At 50.2% G+C, this 20084-nt stretch carries 18 protein-coding genes and 2 riboswitches; of the genes, 4 read left to right on the forward strand and 14 right to left on the reverse strand.

Annotated elements, in window-relative coordinates; all coding sequences use genetic code 11:
• Positions 1 to 123: 123 nt before the first annotated feature.
• The 5 genes from J5W02_RS05130 to pflB all read right to left on the reverse strand — a co-directional run bounded on the left by J5W02_RS05130 (position 124) and on the right by pflB (position 7786).
• Positions 124 to 663, reverse strand: coding sequence for an inorganic diphosphatase (locus J5W02_RS05130; RefSeq protein WP_219964608.1), 540 nt, complete (start codon positions 661 to 663; stop codon positions 124 to 126).
• Between the two features lie 62 nt (positions 664 to 725).
• Positions 726 to 799, reverse strand: a riboswitch (Fluoride riboswitch).
• 352 nt (positions 800 to 1151) lie between these two features.
• The gene (locus tag J5W02_RS05135; RefSeq protein WP_219964609.1) at positions 1152 to 3803 is read right to left on the reverse strand and encodes a cation-translocating P-type ATPase; all 2652 of its coding nucleotides are present in this window, start codon (positions 3801 to 3803) and stop codon (positions 1152 to 1154) included.
• A gap of 333 nt (positions 3804 to 4136) precedes the next feature.
• Positions 4137 to 4616: a flavodoxin family protein gene (locus J5W02_RS05140; RefSeq protein WP_219964610.1), complete on the reverse strand. Its 480-nt coding sequence runs from the start codon at positions 4614 to 4616 to the stop codon at positions 4137 to 4139.
• A 231-nt stretch (positions 4617 to 4847) separates the two neighbouring features.
• Positions 4848 to 5555: a pyruvate formate-lyase-activating protein gene (pflA, locus tag J5W02_RS05145; RefSeq protein ID WP_219964611.1), complete on the reverse strand. Its 708-nt coding sequence runs from the start codon at positions 5553 to 5555 to the stop codon at positions 4848 to 4850.
• Positions 5555 to 7786, reverse strand: a complete 2232-nt coding sequence (gene pflB, locus J5W02_RS05150; RefSeq protein ID WP_219964612.1) for a formate C-acetyltransferase — start codon at positions 7784 to 7786, stop codon at positions 5555 to 5557. Before pflB ends, pflA begins: the two co-directional genes overlap by 1 nt.
• A 74-nt stretch (positions 7787 to 7860) precedes the next feature.
• A riboswitch (ZMP/ZTP riboswitch) is annotated at positions 7861 to 7944 on the reverse strand.
• Between the two features lie 420 nt (positions 7945 to 8364).
• Between pflB and J5W02_RS05155 the strand changes: the two genes are divergently transcribed.
• Positions 8365 to 8739, forward strand: coding sequence for a desulfoferrodoxin family protein (locus tag J5W02_RS05155; RefSeq protein WP_219964613.1), 375 nt, complete (start codon positions 8365 to 8367; stop codon positions 8737 to 8739).
• Positions 8740 to 8815: 76 nt separating this feature from the next.
• Here J5W02_RS05155 and J5W02_RS05160 read toward each other — a convergent pair whose 3' ends face one another.
• From J5W02_RS05160 to J5W02_RS05175, 4 genes are all read right to left on the reverse strand, one after another.
• Positions 8816 to 10078, reverse strand: a complete 1263-nt coding sequence (locus J5W02_RS05160) for a diaminopimelate decarboxylase (protein WP_219964614.1) — start codon at positions 10076 to 10078, stop codon at positions 8816 to 8818.
• Positions 10079 to 10085: 7 nt separating this feature from the next.
• Positions 10086 to 10781, reverse strand: coding sequence for a TrmB family transcriptional regulator (locus tag J5W02_RS05165; RefSeq protein WP_219964615.1), 696 nt, complete (start codon positions 10779 to 10781; stop codon positions 10086 to 10088).
• 65 nt (positions 10782 to 10846) lie between these two features.
• The gene (locus J5W02_RS05170; protein WP_219964616.1) at positions 10847 to 12616 is read right to left on the reverse strand and encodes a methyl-accepting chemotaxis protein; all 1770 of its coding nucleotides are present in this window, start codon (positions 12614 to 12616) and stop codon (positions 10847 to 10849) included.
• 74 nt (positions 12617 to 12690) lie between these two features.
• Complete coding sequence (locus J5W02_RS05175; protein WP_219964617.1) at positions 12691 to 12843, reverse strand: hypothetical protein; 153 nt, start codon at positions 12841 to 12843, stop codon at positions 12691 to 12693.
• Between the two features lie 174 nt (positions 12844 to 13017).
• On the opposite strand from J5W02_RS05175, the gene J5W02_RS05180 reads away from it, so the two are divergent.
• The gene (locus tag J5W02_RS05180) at positions 13018 to 13620 is read left to right on the forward strand and encodes a LexA family protein (RefSeq protein WP_255575579.1); all 603 of its coding nucleotides are present in this window, start codon (positions 13018 to 13020) and stop codon (positions 13618 to 13620) included.
• Between the two features lie 214 nt (positions 13621 to 13834).
• The gene (locus J5W02_RS05185) at positions 13835 to 14521 is read left to right on the forward strand and encodes a FadR/GntR family transcriptional regulator (protein ID WP_219964619.1); all 687 of its coding nucleotides are present in this window, start codon (positions 13835 to 13837) and stop codon (positions 14519 to 14521) included.
• An 8-nt stretch (positions 14522 to 14529) separates the two neighbouring features.
• Here J5W02_RS05185 and J5W02_RS05190 read toward each other — a convergent pair whose 3' ends face one another.
• On the reverse strand, positions 14530 to 14730 hold the full coding sequence (locus J5W02_RS05190) for a hypothetical protein (protein WP_219964620.1): 201 nt from the start codon (positions 14728 to 14730) through the stop codon (positions 14530 to 14532).
• A gap of 196 nt (positions 14731 to 14926) precedes the next feature.
• Here J5W02_RS05190 and ilvD point away from each other — a divergent pair, with 196 nt between their 5' ends.
• Entirely contained in the window at positions 14927 to 16582 is a 1656-nt protein-coding gene (ilvD, locus tag J5W02_RS05195; RefSeq protein ID WP_219964621.1) for a dihydroxy-acid dehydratase, read from the forward strand.
• A gap of 127 nt (positions 16583 to 16709) precedes the next feature.
• On the opposite strand, the gene J5W02_RS05200 is transcribed toward ilvD, so the two are convergent.
• The 4 genes from J5W02_RS05200 to J5W02_RS05215 form a co-directional block, all read right to left on the reverse strand.
• On the reverse strand, positions 16710 to 17438 hold the full coding sequence (locus tag J5W02_RS05200) for an HAD family hydrolase (RefSeq protein WP_219964622.1): 729 nt from the start codon (positions 17436 to 17438) through the stop codon (positions 16710 to 16712).
• A 69-nt stretch (positions 17439 to 17507) separates the two neighbouring features.
• The gene (locus tag J5W02_RS05205) at positions 17508 to 18038 is read right to left on the reverse strand and encodes a DUF421 domain-containing protein (protein ID WP_219964623.1); all 531 of its coding nucleotides are present in this window, start codon (positions 18036 to 18038) and stop codon (positions 17508 to 17510) included.
• Positions 18039 to 18089: 51 nt separating this feature from the next.
• A complete protein-coding gene (gene msrA, locus J5W02_RS05210; protein WP_255575580.1) occupies positions 18090 to 18659 on the reverse strand; it encodes a peptide-methionine (S)-S-oxide reductase MsrA in 570 nt (189 codons plus the stop codon).
• A gap of 153 nt (positions 18660 to 18812) precedes the next feature.
• Entirely contained in the window at positions 18813 to 20075 is a 1263-nt protein-coding gene (locus J5W02_RS05215; protein WP_219964625.1) for an esterase/lipase family protein, read from the reverse strand.
• Positions 20076 to 20084 lie beyond the last annotated feature (9 nt).

The raw sequence follows: 20084 nt of genomic DNA on the forward strand, positions 1-20084 counted from the left end.
TTCTATATTAAACGCCAGTAAAATTCCTGTCAAGTCTGAAAGACCTATTTTACTGCCAAAAAATAAAAAAAGATGTCCTCAGCGGCCAAAACCGCCGGGACACCTGTTTCATGAATCAATGGTTCAATTGTCTTTGTCACCGAATTTCTCGTTGTAAGCGTCAATGCTTTCCTGTACAATCCGCTTCGCGTCATCCGCGCTGCGGATGTAATCCACAGCGGTCACCTTTCCTTCCAATTCTTTATAAATCGCGAAAAAGTGCATCATTTCATCAAAAATATGGGCGGGCAGCTCGTCAATACCCCGGTATTCATTGAAGGTAGGGTCTCCGAACGGAATCGCAATAATCTTGTCGTCCACAAAACCCCCGTCATCCATGGAAATCACCCCAATGGGGTAGCACTGCACCAAAGAGAGCGGCTGAACATCTTCGGAACAGAGCAGAAGCACATCCAGCGGATCATGGTCCGCCGCGTAGGTACGCGGGATAAAGCCGTAATTTGCCGGATAATGCGCGGAAGTATACAGAATCCGGTCCATGGAGAGAAATCCGGTTTCTTTGTCCATTTCATATTTTGTCTTGCAGCCTTTGGGAATTTCAATCACCGCAAAAAAGCTGTCCGCATGTATTCTGTCCTGAGAAATCTCGTGCCAAATATTCAAAAAAGTCCCTCCTGCATCTCATTTTTTCTGATAAGTAAATAAAAAGCCGATAACCCACTGTGTCAGCCACAGAAGTCATCAGCTTAAAAAGCGATTTTAGCAAACGCTACGGGAGAACTTCATTCCCTGTTTTTATCATAGCACAATCTGGAACATCCTGTCAATAAAGAGAATATAAAAGAACCGGCTGACCGTCACACCACAAAAGGCAGGAATTCCAACTAGAATTCCTGCCTCCCCAAGCTCGTATTTAATTTTTCAAATATGAGAAAATAACCAGTTCAGCTAAACTATCTTAGGGTTTCATAAAGGCATTACTGCACGAATCATTATGGGTTCCCAGACGGATCTGTTCAACTTAACCATCTCCCAATATTCATGATTAAATCTTTGCTTGCTCATGTGACTAAGGGTACTGATTCCTAAGGAATCATTCGCTGTACCCAAGACTTATTATGTGTGCATCAAGCGTTTCTATACAGCGGGACTCAACCTTTTAAAACGGTATTTTTTGTAAATTGTCTTTGAAACGCTTTGACGATTTCGACAATCGGAATGACCGAGAAAGCCAGCAGCAGAGCGACTGAATACTCCAGAAGGGAAATTTCCTCGAACTGGAAAGCAAACGCCAGCGCCGGGATATAGATGACGGCCGTGGTCAGCAGCAGCGACACAAGCATAGCGCCGATCAGGTATCCGTTATGACTCTTCATCGTAAAAATGGAGTTTCGCTGCGAACGCATATTGAAGGAGTGGAAAATCTCCGCCATCGACATGGTCAGGAAAGCCATGGTCATACCGTCGGCGCTGTTGGTAATTTCCCAGACACCGGCCTCCAGAAAATGGCCGATAAAGTAGGCGGCAAGGGTCACCATGGTGACCAGTATGCCCTGATAGGCAACATCCGTACCGAGTCCGCCGGCAAAGATGCCGTCGCGGGAATTTCGCGGGCTGCGCTGCATCAGATCCCGTTCCCCCTTTTCCATTCCAAGCGCGAGAGCCGGGAAACAGTCGGTAATCAGATTGATCCACAGCAGATGCACCGGCTTCAAAATGACAAATCCCAAAAGGGTCGCGACAAAAATAGAAAGCACTTCGCTCAGGTTGGAGGCCAGCAGGAACTGAATGGCTTTTCGGATATTGTCGTAAATCCTTCTGCCTTCTTCCACCGCGGAAACGATAGTGGCAAAGTTATCGTCCGCAAGCACCATGTCGGCAACGTTTTTGGTAACGTCCGTACCGGTAATCCCCATGCCCACGCCGATGTCCGCGCTCTTGATGGACGGGGCGTCGTTGACGCCGTCTCCAGTCATCGCGGTAATCATTCCGTTGGTCTTCCACGCGTTGACAATGCGAACCTTGTGCTCGGGCTGTACTCTGGCGTAAACGGAGTAGCTCCCAATAGAATTTTTAAGCTCGTCGTCGCTGATATCGTCCAGCTGAGCGCCGGTAATTGCCTGTGACTCATCCGTAACAATTCCAAGCTGTGTGGCAATGGCCACCGCGGTGTCCCGGTGGTCGCCCGTAATCATCACCGGCCGGATTCCGGCCGCTTTGCATTCTTTAATCGCGTCTACAACCTCGGGACGAATCGGGTCGATCATACCGGTCAGGCCGATCAGTGTCAAATTGTTTTCCAGATCGGACGGCTCAAAGGAATCGGGCATGCTGTCGTATTTACGGAATGCCGCGCAGAGTACACGCAGAGCCTTGCCCGCCATCGCCTTGTTCTGGGAACGGATTTCCTCGTGGAAGGCATCCGTCAGCGGCACAACCTGCCCGTTTTTCAGAATATGTGTACATTTTTTAATCACTTCATCCGGAGCGCCCTTTGTGTACTGGATAAAGCTTCCGTCCGTATAGGAATGGACGGTGGACATCATTTTGCGCATGGAGTCGAACGGCGCTTCTCCTATGCGAGGGCGGCTTTTTTTCAGTTCGTTTTTATCAAGCTTCAGGCTGGCGGCGTAGTTGACCAGAGCCGCTTCCGTCGGTTCTCCGGTTACTTCGCCGTCTTTGCCCAGTTCGGCGTCGCTGCACAGGGCCATTGCGGCGGCAAGCAGCGGTTCATCCTCCGAATAGTGCTCTACAACCGTCATTTTATTCTGCGTCAGCGTGCCGGTTTTGTCGGAACAAATGACCTGCGCGCAGCCGAGCGTTTCCACAGCCGTCAATTTGCGGATCACGGCGTTTCGCTTGGACATATTGGTAACGCCGATGGAAAGTACGATCGTCACTACGGTGGCGAGTCCTTCCGGAATGGCGGCAACCGCAAGGCTGACCGCAACCATGAAGGTGTTCAGGATGACCTCACCGCTGAAATCGCCGGATTTAATCAGGCTGAACGCAAAGATAAAGATACAGATTCCGACAACCAGATTGCTCAAAATTTTGCTAAGCTGATTCAGCTTGATCTGGAGCGGGGTCACGTTGTCTTTTGCGTTGGCGAGCGCGTCGGCGATCTTGCCCATTTCGGTATCCATCCCGGTTGCGACGACCACCGCTTTGCCGCGGCCGTAGACGACCGTGCTGCCCATGTACGCCATATTTTTGCGGTCGCCGAGCGGAACCTCTTTTTCCTTTTTCAGCGTCAGCGTCTGAATGATCTTATTGACCGGTACGGATTCGCCCGTCAGAGCCGCCTCTTCAATCTTCACGCTTGCACTTTCAATCATCCGGCAATCGGCCGGAACGGCGTCGCCCGCCTCCAGCAGAATCACATCGCCGGCAACCAGATCTTCGCTTTTCATGGTTACGACATTGCCGTCACGCAGCACCTTGGAGGTGGCGGCAGACATTTCCTGCAGCGCTTCAATTGCTTTTTCAGCTTTGCTTTCCTGGTAAACACCGAGCACGGCGTTTATCATAACGACAATCATAATAATAAACACGTCCGCATAGGACTCGTGCGCGTAAGACGCGGTGATACCGGAAATGATTGCGGCTACAATCAGGATGACGGTCATCGGGTCGCCAAGCTGCTGAACAAACCGTTTCAGCACGGAGACTTTCTTACCTTCGGCCAGCTTGTTTTTTCCGTCCCGCTGCAAACGGGAATCCGCGTCAGCCTGCGACAGGCCGTGCGGGCTGCTCTGAACCTGCTCAAAGACCTGTTCCAAATCTGCTAAATAATACTTCATGCGTAGTTTCTCCCTCTCATTCATTCGACTGATGATTATGGTATGTATTATCATAAAAAAAACTCATGTACAGCTTATAAAAAGCTATACATGAGTCTTGTTCATTAAGACAAGCCAGACCGAAACGGCCATGCTGTTGACTTGACACATGCGGAAACCGCATGCAAACTACTCCCTCAAGAGATATTGTTTTTTTGTTTTTTCATCATAGCATCTGAAAGCCGCCCTGTCAACAGATTTTTACAACCTGATACAAGAATTTTACAATTTCCGCCGAAATATGCCGCGAGAAGAAATTTCAAAATTGACAGAATCCGAATTCATGGAGCAGCTTTACTGAATTCTTTCTACCCACTTTTCCAGCGGTTCGCGGGCCTGTTCCGGTTTCAAGGTCGTTTTCATCACGGTCTGTATGAAGAAACAGCCGGCTACCTTCCCGCCGTGTTTCTCCACTCTCTGCGTCAGGGAATGAAAGACGGCCTGCGGCTCATGGTCGTCCGCCTGTGTGACAAACAAATAGACCTTTTTCCCGGAAAAGTCAGCCCGCTCCAAAAAAGCGTTTATAGCGGGCGTTGTCCGGCTTGCCCAGACAGGGCCACAGAGAAAAACGGAGTCGTAGCCGTTCAAGGCAAAATCCAGCGGCTTGATTTTGCTTTTCAGACCAAAAATTGCTGAACACGCAGACCTGCCGAATGAGCTGCGCGGCTTTGCCTCTTCAATTCGCTTGAGATCCCCGCCGATTAATCCGGACAGTTCCTTTGCCGCAATCTCCGTGTTCCCGGTCCAGGAATAGTAAACAACCAGATTTTTCATTTTACAGCACCCTTTCCGCGTTTTCCCCTGTATTGACAGAAACGCCGCTGTGCGTTGCGCAGGCACCTTGTATCACTTATACGAACATGTGCGGCCCTTCTGCTGATTGACATGTTTCCATGAAGATTACTTTGATTCTAGCATATCCGGAAGATTTTAGAAACATAAATTTTTGTTTCCCTGCAGAAATCACAAATCGCCTCTGCATAACAGAGGCGATTTTAAAAGGAATCAGCGTGGTACGTTCATCAGTCCGTAAAGCGCTTCGATTTTCTCCTGCGGACATTCGTCAAAATCACGCAAAGGAAAAGGGATCTTCATCTGATCGTATTTTGCAGCGCAGATTTTATGGAACGGCAGCAATTCCAGCTTTTGAAAATTAGAGTACTTCCGCGCGTCAGCGGCAATTCTCAGAATATGGTCGCGGCCATCCGTCAGCCCCGGCACAACGACATGACGAACCCAGAGCGGAACTCCCATTTCTTCCGTCAGCTCCAGAAAATTTGTCACCCGGTTCCTGTCCGCGCCGCTGTAACGAAGATAATCTTCCTTTGTAGAAAATTTCAGGTCGCACAGAACCAGATCGGTAAATTTCAGCACGGCACGGGCGCCTTCCAGACTGCCGATTCCGGCGGTGTCGAGCGCAGTGTGCACGCCCGCCGCTTTCAGGCGGCGAAACAGCTCCGCGACAAACTCCCACTGTAAAAGCGGCTCCCCGCCGGAAACCGTCACGCCGCCCTCCTTGCCGAAATAAGGACGAAAGCGAGTGACCTTCTCAAAGACCTCCTCCACGCGGAATTCCCGTCCGGAGGTGCTCCAGGTATCCGGGTTGTGGCAGTAGGCACAGCGCAGCGTACACCCCTGAAGGAACACCACGCAGCGCAGCCCCGGCCCGTCCACCGCCCCCAGGCTCTGAAAGGAATGAATGATTCCGCTCATCACATCGCCTCGTGGAACGTTCTGGAAAGGACTTCCCGCTGCTGCTGCTTGGACAGCTTGTGAAAGTTTACCGCGTAGCCGGATACACGGATGGTAAGGTTCGGGTAGCTTTCCGGGTCTTCATAAGCCTTCAGCAAAGTCTCCCTGTTCAGCACATTGACATTGATGTGGTGTGCCTTCTGCAGAAAATATCCGTCCAGAATAGAAACCAAGTTCCCGTACCGCTCCTCTTCCCCGTGCCCGAGCGCCTGCGGAACAATGGAAAATGTGTTGGAAATTCCGTCTTTGCAGACATCATACGAGAGCTTAGCCACCGAATTCAGCGCGGCCAGCGCGCCGTTTTTCTCCCGGTTGTGCATGGGGTTCGCGCCCGGCGCGAACGGCTCCCCCGCCTTTCTGCCGTCCGGGGTGGCTCCGGTCTTTTTGCCGTAGACAACATTGGAGGTAATCGTCAGGATGGAAAGCGTATGCTCGGCGCCGCGGTAAGCCGGAATTTTTTTCAATTCCTCATAGAACAGCCTGACCTGCTCCTGCGCAATAGAATCCACGCGGTCGTCGTCGTTTCCAAAGGCGGGATATTCCCCGACCGTTTCAAAGTCCGTAATCAGTCCGGTATCATCGCGGATGCACTTTACTTTCGCGTATTTGATTGCCGACAGGGAATCCGCAAGCACGGACATACCGGCAATCCCGAACGCCATGAAGCGGTGAACGTCGGTGTCGTGCAGAGCCATCTGTGTTTTTTCATAGGCGTATTTATCATGCATATAGTGAATGATGTTCATGGCGCCGACATAGGTTTTGGCCAGCCACTCGCGATAAACATCCAGCAGCCCAAGTACTTTATCGTATTCAAGATATTCCCCCTCGTAAGGGGCGTGTACAGGCGCGATCTGCTTTCCGCTTTTTTCATCTCTGCCACCGTTCAGGCTCATCAGCAGCAGCTTGGCCAAATTTGCCCGCGCGCCGAAGAACTGCATGTCTTTTCCGACCCGCATGGCGGAAACACAGCAGGCAACGGCGTAGTCGTCACCGAAAACCGGGCGCATCACATCATCGTTTTCGTACTGAATGGCATCCGTGTCACAGGAGACCTTTGCGGCGTAGCGCTTAAAGGCTTCCGGCAGCTGCGCCGACCAAAGCACCGTCAGGTTTGGTTCCGCGGAAGAACCCAGATTGTACAGCGTGTGCAGAATCCGGTATGAGCTTTTAGTAACAAGGGTTCTGCCGTCCTCGCCCATGCCGCCGACCGCTTCGGTAATCCACATCGGGTCGCCCGCAAAAAGCTCGTTGTACTCCGGGGTACGCAGATGACGGGCCATGCGCAGCTTCATGACAAAATCATCGACAATCTCCTGCACCTCTGCTTCCGTCAACAAGCCGTCCCGCAGGTCACGCTCAAAGTAAATATCCAGAAAAGTACTGACGCGTCCCAGACTCATTGCGGCGCCGTTCTGCTCCTTGATGGCGCCCAGATAGGCAAAGTACAGCCACTGCACCGCTTCCTTGGCGTTTTGCGCAGGCTGAGAGATGTCATAGCCGTACAAAGCCGCCATCTCCTTCAGGTACCCCAGGAACGTAATCTGCTGATACAGTTCCTCCAGCAGGCGGACGTTTTCCGCTTCCATGCTTCGGGCGGCTGCGTGCTGCTTGTCCTTTTTCTTTTCCTCAATCAAACGGTCAATTCCATAGAGAGCGACCCGGCGGTAGTCGCCGATGATTCTGCCCCTGCCGTAGGCATCCGGCAGCCCGGTGATGATGCCGCAGTGGCGGGCGGCTTTGATTTCATCACTGTACGCGCGGAAAACGCCTTCATTGTGGGTTGTCCGGTACTGAAACTCCTGCTCTACCTTCTCAGAAAGCCGGTATCCGTAGGCTTCGCACGCCTTGCGGGTCATGTTCAGTCCGCCAAAGGGGTTCACGCCCCGTTTGAGCGGCCGGTCGGTCTGCAGACCCACAATGATTTCCTTTTCTTTGTCCAGATAACCGGGCCGGTAGCTCGTAAGCGAGCTGACCGTCTGCGTGTCGATGTCCAGTACGCCGCCGAATTCCCGTTCCAGTTCCAGCAGATGGTTCAGCTTTTTCATCAATCCCTGTGTGCGTTCCGTAGCGGGCGCCAGAAAGGTTTCGCCGCCTGTATACGGTTTGTAGTTGGTTTGGATAAAGTTGCGGACATCAATGGTTTGCTGCCAGTTTCCGCCGTTGAAATTCTTCCATGCCTGATGGTTCATAGTTGACTCCTTCCGATTAAACAAAGCATTTGGCCGCTCTTTTCAACAAAAAAAGAGCATCACTTGGTAAAACCAAATGCTGCCCAGACGGTCGGCTGAAAGAAGCTTTTATTCCACTGTGGTGAACCCACAATTATCCGTCAGTAATAAAAGCCCTGTGTTTTTGTAATTTAATTATAATATACAGGCGCAAATTCTGTCAACAGGCTTTCTGCGATTTTCGTTTTTTCATGAATGAAATGTTAAATGAGTATAAAATTTTTCAGAAACCCCTTTGCTGTTTGTGAAAATATTGATATAATAAAGTGAAGGATTTTTTGGAAGTTATTTACAGAAAACAAATCCTATTCCGTTGAATCTGCCAAAGAGCCAGAATGCTGACAGCATCCGCGGAGGATCCCGCCGGAAATCGGTTTGCTCAAAATGGAGCGTGTAAAAAACCGCTTGGTGGACATGTTATCAACACGCCGATTTTGGACAGAAAAAATGCGGTTCCCGACAGTACCGAAAGAAACCCATCGCACGGCGTTGACACGCCGTTACCGTTAAATAATAAGAATGGAAATGAGGTTGTAAAAATGTCAAAAGTTGTTTTTTACCGTTGTGAAATTTGCGGCAACATGGTAGCGCTGATTATGAGCGGCGGCGGTACAATGACCTGCTGCGGTCAGAACATGACAAAACTCGAAGCAAACACCACGGACGCGGCGACAGAGAAACACGTTCCGGCGATCACCCGGGAAGACGGAAAAATTAAAGTGCAGATCGGCTCCACCATTCACCCCATGCTCCCGGAGCATCATATTGAATGGATTGCACTGGATACCGGCGACAAACTGGAAATCGTTTACCTGAAACCCGGCATGGACCCGAAAGCGGAGTTCAACGAGGTGGAATCCGGTACGGTTTACGAGTACTGCAATCTTCATGGTCTGTGGAAAGCTGAATTCTAAAATTTCTGATGAAAAATGGCCTTGCGGGTTTTCCGCAAGGCCATTTTTGTTATATCATCTCATTCGGCAGGATAAATCAATCTTTTGGCGGAAACAGTCCTAGAAAATCCAGGGTGGCAAAATAGTCGGCCGGAGTTTCCGCACGGCGGATAAGCTGCACCGTAGCGTCTTCTTTCAGCAGCAATTCCGCGGAACGCAGTCTGCCGTTGTAATTGTAGCCCATGGAGTGCCCGTGCGCGCCCGCGTCGTGAATAACCAGAAGGTCGCCTCTGTCAATTTTCGGGAGCATACGGTCGATCGCAAACTTATCGTTGTTTTCACACAGGCTGCCGACAATGTCGTACTTGTGGTCACAGGGAGCGTTCTCCTTGCCCATCACCGTAATATGATGGTAGGCACCGTACATAGCGGGACGGAGAAGGTTGGCCGCGCAGGCGTCTACTCCGATGTACTCCTTATAAATATGCTTTTCGTGAATCGCCTTCGTTACCAGACAGCCGTACGGCCCAAGCATAAAGCGCCCCAGCTCGGTGAAAATGGCAACGTCATTCAGACCCGCCGGAACCAGAATCTCCTCATAGGCTTTGCGGACTCCTTCACCGATTTTCTCGATGTCGGCCGGTTTTTGTTCGGGACGGTAGGGAATGCCCACGCCGCCGGACAGATTGATAAAGGAAATGCCGATGCCCGTTTTCCGGTAGATTTCAACAGCCGTACGGAACAGAATTCCGGCAAGCGTCGGGTAATAGCCGTCGTCCGTCGTGTTGCTGGCAAGGAAAGCGTGAATTCCAAAGCGCTTTGCGCCCAATTCCTTCAGCTTTACAAAGCCTTCCTCCAGCTGCTCGCGGGTAAAGCCGTATTTGGACTCACCCGGGGTATCCATAATCGCGTTGCTGATCTGGAAGGTTCCGCCCGGATTGAAGCGGCAGCAGATGGTTTCCGGAATACCGGCGGTTTCTTTCAAAAAATCAATGTGCGTAAAATCGTCCAGATTAATCAAAGCGCCCAGCTTCTGAGCCAGCACAAATTCTTCCGGCGGCGTTTCGTTGGACGAGAACATAATGTGGTGCCCGTGAAAGCCCACCGCGTCGGAAAGCATCAGTTCAGTCAGGGAGGAGCAGTCCACCCCACACCCCTCTTCCTTCATAATCCTGAGGATTTCCGGATTAGGGGTCGCCTTTACGGCAAAATATTCACGGAAGCCGCTGTTCCACGCAAACGCCTTCTGCAGTTTGCGCACGTTTTCCCGGATTCCCTTTTCATCATAGAGATAAAAAGGAGTCGGAAATTGGGCCGCAATTTTTTCCAGTTGTTCCTTATGTACAAAGGTGTTTTTCAAAACAGTTTCAGCTTCCTTTCGTTACGGTAATCAGTGTAATTTCATTTTTCAGCGCTTCTTTGAACAGTTCGATCAGATTGCGCTTCTGCGAATACAGGCAGGTGGACTCGGAACCGGCGGCGATGTCGCCGGTCAGAACGCTTCTGGAATCAACAATCAGGCGGATCTGATGCCGCTCGGTCTTTGCGTGATACACCAGTGCGCCTTCCAGTTCAAACGGCGGGTCGGTAATGACAACGACCTTCAGCCCGCGGCGCAGAGCCGAGCAAAGCTGAGGCAGAAGCACAAGGAGCGTCTGTTCGGACACGGCAAGATAAATGCGCTCTTTCGCCGTGTCCATCATATTCTTCATTTTATCCATAATATTGGATTCGCCCTTGACAGTAACGTACCCCTCGCCGGTTTCCCGGCGCTCGGGTGCCGCCTTCACCAGAAGCTCCCGGTATTCCTGCATGCGCCGGATCCGGTTGCTGCAGAATTCCCCGACGGGAACCGGAAGATAATGGGTCGCCGTGTCTTCCTCCACCAGAGCCGCGCCTTTTTCAACCAGACCGGCCAGCGCCGTGTAGGTATTGGAACGGGATATGCCGGACGCTTTCGCAGCCTCATATCCCGTCAGTTTGCCTTCGGAGCAAAGCAAAAGATACAGGGCCGATTCCTGCCGTGTAAGATTGTAATATCCCAGCAGTTCCACCAGATCCATTTTGCCGCCCTCCATATAGTGTTTCTCTATAGGAACACTATACAGCAGTTATTGAATTTTGTCAATTAATATTTCTGACTGACCGTTTCCGTATTTACCCGTAAGACCTCTGCTTCCGGGCTGACTTCCTGATTTACTTGTGCGACAGCAAAACTCCTCTTCTTCAGTTTGAATGCGCCGACCAGCTTACTGAGCATGTCCGCCTGAGCCGACAGTTCCTCGCTCGCCGCCGCGCTTTCCTCCGCCGTGGCGGAATTCGTCTGGACGACCGCAGAGACCTGGTCCACGCCGGTTGTTATCTGTTCAATAGCGGCCGCCTGATCGGACGAGGCGATATCAATTTTCACAATGGTTTCTCCCACCAATCCGACCTTGGCAGCAATTTCATTCAGTTCCTTTGCCGTATGTCCCGCTATGGCGGTACCGTTCTTTACGCTCTGAATGGAACCCTCAATCAGCGCGGTGGTCTGTTTGGCGGCGTTGGCGGATTTGCTGGCCAGATTCCGGACTTCGTCGGCCACCACGGCAAACCCTTTTCCGGCGCTGCCGGCTCTTGCCGCTTCCACGGCGGCGTTCAGCGCAAGAATATTTGTCTGGAACGCGATATCGTCAATCACTTTAATGATCTTTCCGATTTCATTGGAGGTGTTGCTGATTTCTTCCATAGAGGCAAGCATCTCACGCATTCGTTCATTTCCCTGCTCTACCTGAGTCACGGTTTCTTTCACATAGCCCGCCATTACCCTGACATTTTCCGCGGTCTCGCCGACTTTTCCGGAAACCTCGGTGACGGACGCCGCAAGCTCTTCCACGGAGCTTGCCTGCTCCGCGGCTCCCTGCGCGAGTTCCTGGGAACCGTCGGACACCTGCACCGCGCCGCTGTTGACCTGTTCGGCAGAGGTATCAATAGCTGAAAGGGTATCGTTCAGGCCGTCTGAGATTTTCACAAGCGCCTGTTTAATCGGAAGAAAGTCGCCGATATATTCCTGTGTGATTTCAGCGGTCATGTCTCCCTGTGCCATTTGGCTCAGTTTATCCGAAATATCCGCAATATACAGCTTAAAGGTATCCGAAGCGGACTGTAGGGATGTTGCAAGGGAGCCGATTTCGTCTTTGGACGAATATGTAATGTCAACATCCAGTTTTCCTTCCGCGATTCTTTCGGCGGCGTCAGCCATTTCATTGACGGGCTTGCTCAGCTTTCTGGCCAGCCAGAAGCCCCATATAATGGAAACACAGACACCAAAAATAATAACAGCAATCAGTGCAATCATCATGGTGTTGGCAAGTTGATTGTTGGAATCATTGTTCGCCTTTGCATTATTGACCCGGTTCTGCATGCACTGAGTATAATTATCGGTCACCTTAATGTTGATTTCCACCAGTTTTTTGAGACTGGTCATGGCTCCAGCGATATTCTTTTGCTTGGTTTCCTGAACAATGGCTTCAAAGGTGGGCCAGAATTCCTCATCAAACATTGTTTTGGTCTGTGTGAACAACTCTTTCGTTGCCGCTGTCGAAATGGTCGGTTCGTACTGTTTCACCGCATCATCATATTGCTTTTTATATTTTTCGGTATTTTCAGTAACCGTTTTCAGCTCTTCCGGGTTGTCATAATACAATATATAATCTCTGGACAGTCCTCTTAAACGGTCAAGATTCAAAAGGATATCCGACATGACCGGCAGCGGCACAGTCTGCTTTTCGTAAAGTTTGGTGCTGGACGCCTTCATCTGCAGCATACTATAAATTCCTGCCGCACCGACAATGGCTGTTATCAGGGATATTGCCAAAAACGATAGGATCAGCTTGTTTGCGATTTTAAGATTCTTCATGTTTCTCTCCATTTCTCATTTTACTGGATCTTGCTTTCCCACTATTCCGATTTGTCCGGGCCTTTCGCCCGCCGTCATGCTGCCACCCAGGGCGCCGTCTGCGGTTTGTCCCCCGCCGCAGCATGGTTTAATCCATCTGTTTTTTTTGCTGACTGTCCCCCTTTCCCTAAAGACGCAATCGGCCGTTCGGCCCCCTGAATGTCCGAACGGTCACATTTTTTATTCATCTTTTAATTTTTTCAATTTCTACTTCTTTTTCTAATTATCGACCAAAATATCAATTAACTTTATATTTATGTATACCATTTTTTAAAACAGACACAATATATTTGTTTTACTTATATATAGTTTACCTTTTTTTACGGCACAATTAGAATTCATATTGAAAGGGGTTGACTCAGTTGAATCGTATCAGACTACTTAGAATGAAGAATAAATTAAAGCAGCAGGAGCTATCAAAAATCATCAATGTCAGCCAGGCATCGCTTTCCGGATATGAAAACGGAAAGTATGAACCAGACAACCAAACTCTTTTGGATCTGGCCGCTTTTTTCGGGGTGACAACGGACTATCTGCTTGGAAACGATGAAATTCCCGAACTGTCTAAAAGTTCCCGAAAAGTCCCTGTGCTCAAGAGCCTTCGCCCCGAAATCCCCGCCGAATCATCCAGGGAAATCGTCGGTTATGAAGAAATCAGTGAGGAGATGGCAAAACAAGGAGAATTCTTTGCAATCAAGATGCACGGGGACAGCATGGAACCGCGCATACAGGACGGGGACACTGTCATTGTGCAAAACCGCACTGCCGTGGAATCCGGGGATGTTGCGGTTGTTTCCGTCAGCGGAGATGAAGCGACCATTAAAAAAATAGCAAAATTTGGAAGTGGAATTACCCTGATTCCCTATAACCCTAAATACGACCTGGTCTCTTACTCCAAGGAAGATCTGATAAAGCTGCCGGTCGTCATTCTGGGCAAGGCGGTGCAGTTAAGAGGAAAGTGTTAGGCAATGCGGAAAATTCATAAAATAATCGCCGCATTGGCAGCAGCCGGTGCGGTCTTTTATTATTGCTGAAGGTTTCTATTATCAGACGTTCATCGTAACAGTCAGTATTTTGCCATTTATGCTTTTAAATTTAAAGACATCAGACATCCTTCTTGAAATAGGATGTCTTCTGCGGTATAATCATGCTGAAACATCTTGTACGGAGGAATCGGCAATGAAGACAAAAGAAAAAAGCCTTGCGGAAAATATCGCGGACGATATCATCGCAAGGATTACCATTGATAAAAAATATGCGGTTGGAGACAAGCTTCCCAATGAAAACGAACTTTCCGCGGATTTAAAGGTCAGCCGAACCACTTTGCGAGAAGCCATCCGTATTCTGGTCACACACAACATTCTGGAAATCCGGCGCGGAAAGGGCACCTATGTCAAAGACAATCACGCGCTGGACGGAGGAATCGACCTGAACACCCTTTCCGCTTTTCCAATGGACGTAAAGGACTTGTATGAAATGCGCCTGATCTTTGAACCGCAGTCCGCGTATTTTGCCGCGAAGAGAGCCACCGACAAAGAACTGGAACGCATTTTGCACTACGGCAGGTTGGAAGAAGACCTGATCCTGAAAAAGCAGGACCGCACAGAGGTAGAACAGGCCTTTCACAAATCCATTGCCAAGGCGACACACAATGAATTTATGAATCGGCTGATGCCCATCCTGTATCAGGCCATTGGAAAAGGCGTGATTTTATCCAATGCCAAAGAGGAAATTGTTCAGAACACGCTGAACGACCACCGTATGATTATGGAATTTCTTTCAAATCGGGACGCACTGGGCGCCAAAACCGCCATGGAGCTGCACATTATCCACGCCATGCGCGGATTTGGAATTGCAGAAGAATAAAAGCCGCATCACTGCGGCTTTTTTATGAAAAATCCTCGAACCCGCTCCCAAAAGGTAGGCTTGTAGATTCCTATTTCCTTGTGATAGTTCCGTACCGCTTCTTTGGCTGCCTTTTCCGCCTTTTTTTCACCGCCGGATCGGAACATTCCCGGTTCTTTCACCTGCAATTCCAGATTCAAGTTATGGTTGGTATGATCTCCGTAAAACATTTAGAACCTCCTCCCATCACTTTGTTCTATATGAACATTATAATGGATATTTGAAGTTTCTTCAACCTAAAATTATAGTATGATTTGTGAATTGACATAAGACATCATACAATATATAATAAATTATACAACTACAGTAATCGGGGCCACAGGTTCCGGTTTGCTGCTGACAATAAAGAGTGAGGTGCTTGTAAAAATGAACAGTGATGCAGTAACCAAAAGTATCCCGCAGCGCGCGCTGTTTCACGCGCTGGGCCTGACCAATGAGGAATTGGAGCGCCCGATCATTGGAATCGTCAGTTCCCAGAACGAAATTGTTCCGGGGCACATGAATCTGGATAAAATTGTGGATGCCGTCAAAATGGGCGTTTCTATGGCGGGCGGAACCCCGATCGTCTTCCCGGCCATTGCGGTTTGCGACGGAATTGCCATGGGACACCAGGGAATGAAGTATTCACTGATTACAAGGGAGCTGATTGCCGATTCCACAGAGGCAATGGCTCTTGCCCACGCCTTTGACGCGCTGGTAATGGTGCCGAACTGTGATAAAAATGTACCGGGTTTGCTGATGGCGGCGGCCCGCCTCAACATACCCACGATCTTTGTCAGCGGCGGCCCGATGCTCGCCGGGCTGGTGGACGGACAGAAAACCAGCTTCTCCAGCGTTTCAGAAGCTTCCGGAGCGTATCGCGCCGGTAAGATTACAAAGGAAAAGCTGCTGGAATTTGAAAACAAGGTCTGCCCCACCTGCGGTTCCTGCTCCGGCATGTACACAGCAAACAGCATGAACTGTCTGACGGAAGCACTCGGAATGGGTCTGAAGGGCAACGGCACCGTTCCCGCCGTTTACTCCCAGCGCCTGCAGATTGCCAAACACGCGGGCATGCAGATCATGGAGCTGCTGAAAAAGAATATCCGCCCCAGAGACATTATGACGGAAGACGCGTTCCGGAACGCGCTCACAGTGGACATGGCGCTGGGCTGCAGCACCAACAGCATGCTGCACCTTCCGGCTATCGCGCACGAGTGCGGAATTTCCATTGACTTGAGCATTGCCAATGAAATCAGCGACAAAACGCCGAATCTCTGCCATCTTGCGCCCGCCGGACAAACCCACATGGAGGACCTGAACATAGCGGGCGGCGTTTACGCGGTCATGAACGAGATCAGCAAGCTGGGCCTGCTCAGAACCGACCTGATTACCTGCACGGGCAAAACCGTCGGAGAAAACATTGCCGACTGCCCGGTTCTGGACACCAGCGTAATCCGCACCGTAGAAGACCCGTACAGCAAAACCGGCGGCATCGCTGTGCTGAAGGGCAACCTGGCGCCGGACACCTGCGTGGTTAAACGCTCTGCCGTCGGGCCCGAAATGCTGAAGCACGAAGGCCCCGCCAGAGTGTTTGACTGTGAAGAGGACGCAATTGAGGCAATTACCTCCGGCAAAATTACAGCGGGCGACGTCGTTGTCATCCGCTACGAAGGCCCCAAGGGCGGCCCGGGCATGAGAGAAATGCTGAATCCGACCTCCGCCATTATGGGAAGCGGACTGGGCGGAAGCGTTGCCTTAATTACGGACGGCCGTTTCAGCGGAGCAACCAGAGGCGCGGCAATCGGCCATGTTTCCCCGGAAGCCGCCGTGGGCGGTAATATCGCTCTGGTCGAGGAAGGCGACATCATCAAAATTGACATTATGGCCAACACCATTGATTTTGTTGTCAGCGACGAGGAACTAAACAGGCGCAGAGCAAACTGGCAGCCAAGAAAGCCACGGATTACGGGAGGATGCCTGTCCAGATACGCCGCCTTGGTGACTTCTGCCAACAGGGGTGCCGTTTTGGAACTGAAGTAATCGTAAAACAAACAGAAAATGGCCGTCAACAGATTTAATCCGTTGACGGCCGCTTTGTCTTTCAGGCAGGAATCCCGCTCTACCAGAATATGCAGGCAGGAGTGCATCCGTTCCTGATTTTTTTATTTTAAAGAAGATCCAGTGTATTGATGTTCAGGCGGTAAGTAACGTCCTTGCGTTCCACAATCACCGTAAATTTTTCTTTCAGCTGGCTATCGTTCTGAATGTGAGAAAGCAATTCGCGCGTGGGGTTGACCGCAATGGGGTTCCCTACCAGCTGAAGCATGGAATAGTCGCCGTTGGTGTCCCCGTAGGCGTAACTTTGGGACAGGTCGATACCGTGCTTTTCCGCCATTTCCAGTACCGCTTTGCGTTTGCTTTGGGAATCCCACATTGGGATGATTTCCCCGTTATAAATCCCGTTGCTCCCCACCTGATAAACCGTTCCCCGGTAATCGTCCATCCCGTACATTCTGGAAACCTCGCTCACCAGCTCTATCGGCGAGCCGGAAATGGCAATGACGACATGTCCCTGCTTCTTATGCCACCGAATTCGTTCCCGCGAATAAGTATAAACCCGCTCGCCCTTTTGCTCAATCACCTTTTTTGCAATATAGGCAATGTGAAACGCGCTGGTGTTTTTGATTGTCTCCGTGTAAATATCCACCATTTTCTGCAGGTAAATATCGTAATCGCCCACACGCTTGTCCCATCTTGTAAAGGCGGGTTCCACCTCGTTGTACCATTTGCTGTTGTCAATCAGTTCGTATTTAATCATTTTCTTGAACATTTCGCTGATAAGACCTTCACGGGAGATGGTACCGTCAATATCAAAAAAAGCTGCAATTCTTTTCATGATGAATACTCCTGTTCTTATAAAATTTCGACCGGAAGTTTCCGGAGCTTTTTCGGCGACAGCCTTTTTCTATTGCTGATTCTGGTTTTTCGCCGTATTTTTCCCCTGTTTTGCTTTTTTAACCGACATATTGCTGAATTCTCCCGAAAGAACACTGATGTTACCATCCACCTCAAGAACGGCCAGATCCACTTCCTCAATTTTTGAAACACCGTGCTCACGGATTGCTTCCATAATTTCATTATTGGTCAGTTTAGCCTTAACCACATTTTTCCGTATCAGCTTTCCCCTATAAATCAGCATCAGCGTCTCTCCCTGAATCAGCCGGCCGAACCGGGGAAAATGATACAGAAACAATTTAAAAACATAATTTGTGATAAACAGGGAAGCAGCGGCAATCAGTCCGCCGACAAGGGAGGAATCGGTTCCCACCATTGCGTTTTGAACGGAGTTGCTGATTAGCAAAATGAAAACAAGATCCACAACCGAAAGCTGGGAAAGCTCTTTTTTCCCGAACAGCCGGATGCAGATGACGATAAACAGATAAACCGCGACGGTACTGATAATAATCTGAACAGTTCCATTTTGAAAAAATTTCATATGACAGCTCCTTATCCCGGAAGGAACAGAATTCTTTCCGTCACGGTTCAGTCAGTTGCTTTGGTCTTTAGCTAGGGAACGGAGGGAGGAAAAATCCACATGGCAGTAGCCGCCCGGATTCTTTTCCAGATAATCCTGATGATACTCTTCCGCCGAATAATAGTTTTGCAGGCGGCTGATTTCGGTTGCAATGGGCAGTTCGTACTTTTTCTGTTCCTGCGCGACATAGTCCCGGATGACCGGAAGATCCGCCTCATCCTGATAATAGATTCCCGTTCGGTACTGAGTGCCGATATCGTTTGCCTGACGATTGACACTCACAGGGTCTATGATTTTAAAATAGGCATCCAGCAGTGTGGAAAGGCCGACTTTTTCCGGATCATACAGAATACGAACCGTTTCCGCGTGACCCGTCTCCTTCAGATCATGGTAGGAGGGATTGGCTGTCCTGCCGTTTGCGTAGCCTACGTCGGTTTGCGCTACTCCGTAGATACGGGCAAAATAAGCCTGTACCCCCCAGAAGCATCCGCCCGCAAGCCAGATTTCTTTTAAATTGCTATGACTGTAATCCGTTCCGACATTTGGGTTTTCCGGCAGAGCGGATTTATTTTCATGTTCCATATGACCCATCCTTTCCTGTTAGGAATAAATTTCTTCTATTATAGTTAGTATAAACCGTTTTGGCAAGAATTTCATCTTCTAAGCAAAAATTTGCCCTGTTTCCGTCCGGGCAGAAATAGAGCGGACGCCTTGTGAAAGCGCCCGCCCAACGGTTTACCCAACAACCGGAAGATTCCCGGCGCGTCGGGCGATTTCCAGAAAACGTTCCTCTGCATCACCGTATCTTCCGATGATATCTTCGTGATCCATGTCCTGCAGGGTACCGATAAAATTCCATTTTCCTATCTGCGCGGTTCCGTTGTAATTCACGATTTCGTCGGTGGAATTCAGTTTTGGGCCATCCTCTGAAATAGTGTTGACCCAGCCGTCGTTCGGCCACCAGCTGCTGTCGATCACGGCACGCCCCGGTTCATTGCGCTGAAATCTGCCCAGCACCAGAGAATTCGCGCTGAAGAGCGTGTTCATCGTAAGCGGATTGGGAACCTGATGCCCCGTGATCGGGTCTTCAATACTGGCACAGGCCGCGTAAGAGAAATAATAGACATCCGGAGCGGCTTTTACCCAGCCGTTTTCTACAGCGGCACCATCCGTACTGAGATCATAAAAGCTGAAATCCTGATTGCTTCTGTTCCAGACAGAGCTGTTCCAAACCCGGTCGGCGTAATCGAGGTAGCACTCTCCGCTGCCGCGTTTCAAGCCCCACTGGTCAAGCTTGAAGTCAAAGATCAGGTTGTCGCCCAGTCCCGCCGCGGCACCCACCGAAGCAATGGCGTGTTTGGCGTACTGTTTCAGCTCATCCGTGTTAAAATCGGAAACGGTTGTGCCGTCGTGTGGGGCTGTCAAGGTTGTCAGGCTGGCAACCCACGATTTTCCGCCCAGAAAGAGCGGGCTGATGTCGGCAGTGGATACAGAGCGTTCCTCGCTGCTCCCCTGTTCGAGCAGCTGAATCAGCACGCGGGTCGTCTGCCCGCCCTGACTGTGGCCGATGAGATGAATTTTATTAATTCTTCCGCTGACGACATTGCCCCAATTGGTATAAATTCCCGGATAGCTCTTTCCGTACCGGGCGTGGCCGTACTCCTGCGAATGTGCTTTTCCGTAATCGACAGTTCCGCCTTTTATGTACGCGTAAAGTTCACACGCCCGGTCCCAGTTGCTGGAGTAAGGGCCAACCGCCGCCGTGTAAGCCGTATAGCCGGAGTTCGTCATGATTTGCTGAAGGTCGTCCGTTCCTCCCCAGTATTTGTAGCCGAGCATTTCATCCCGGCCCCAGCCGCCGTTGCCGTGACAAAGAACAATCGGGTAAGTATTCTGTCTGGACAAAACGGACGCGGACGCCGCCGGGCAAACCGACAGCACAAAGAGACACGCTAAGAGCAGCGCCCCCCATTTTCTGATTTTCAGTTTCTTTTTCATTGCAAAATC

This window comes from Caproiciproducens faecalis, assembly GCF_019448085.1.
In the GTDB taxonomy this organism is placed as follows: domain Bacteria; phylum Bacillota; class Clostridia; order Oscillospirales; family Acutalibacteraceae; genus Caproiciproducens; species Caproiciproducens faecalis.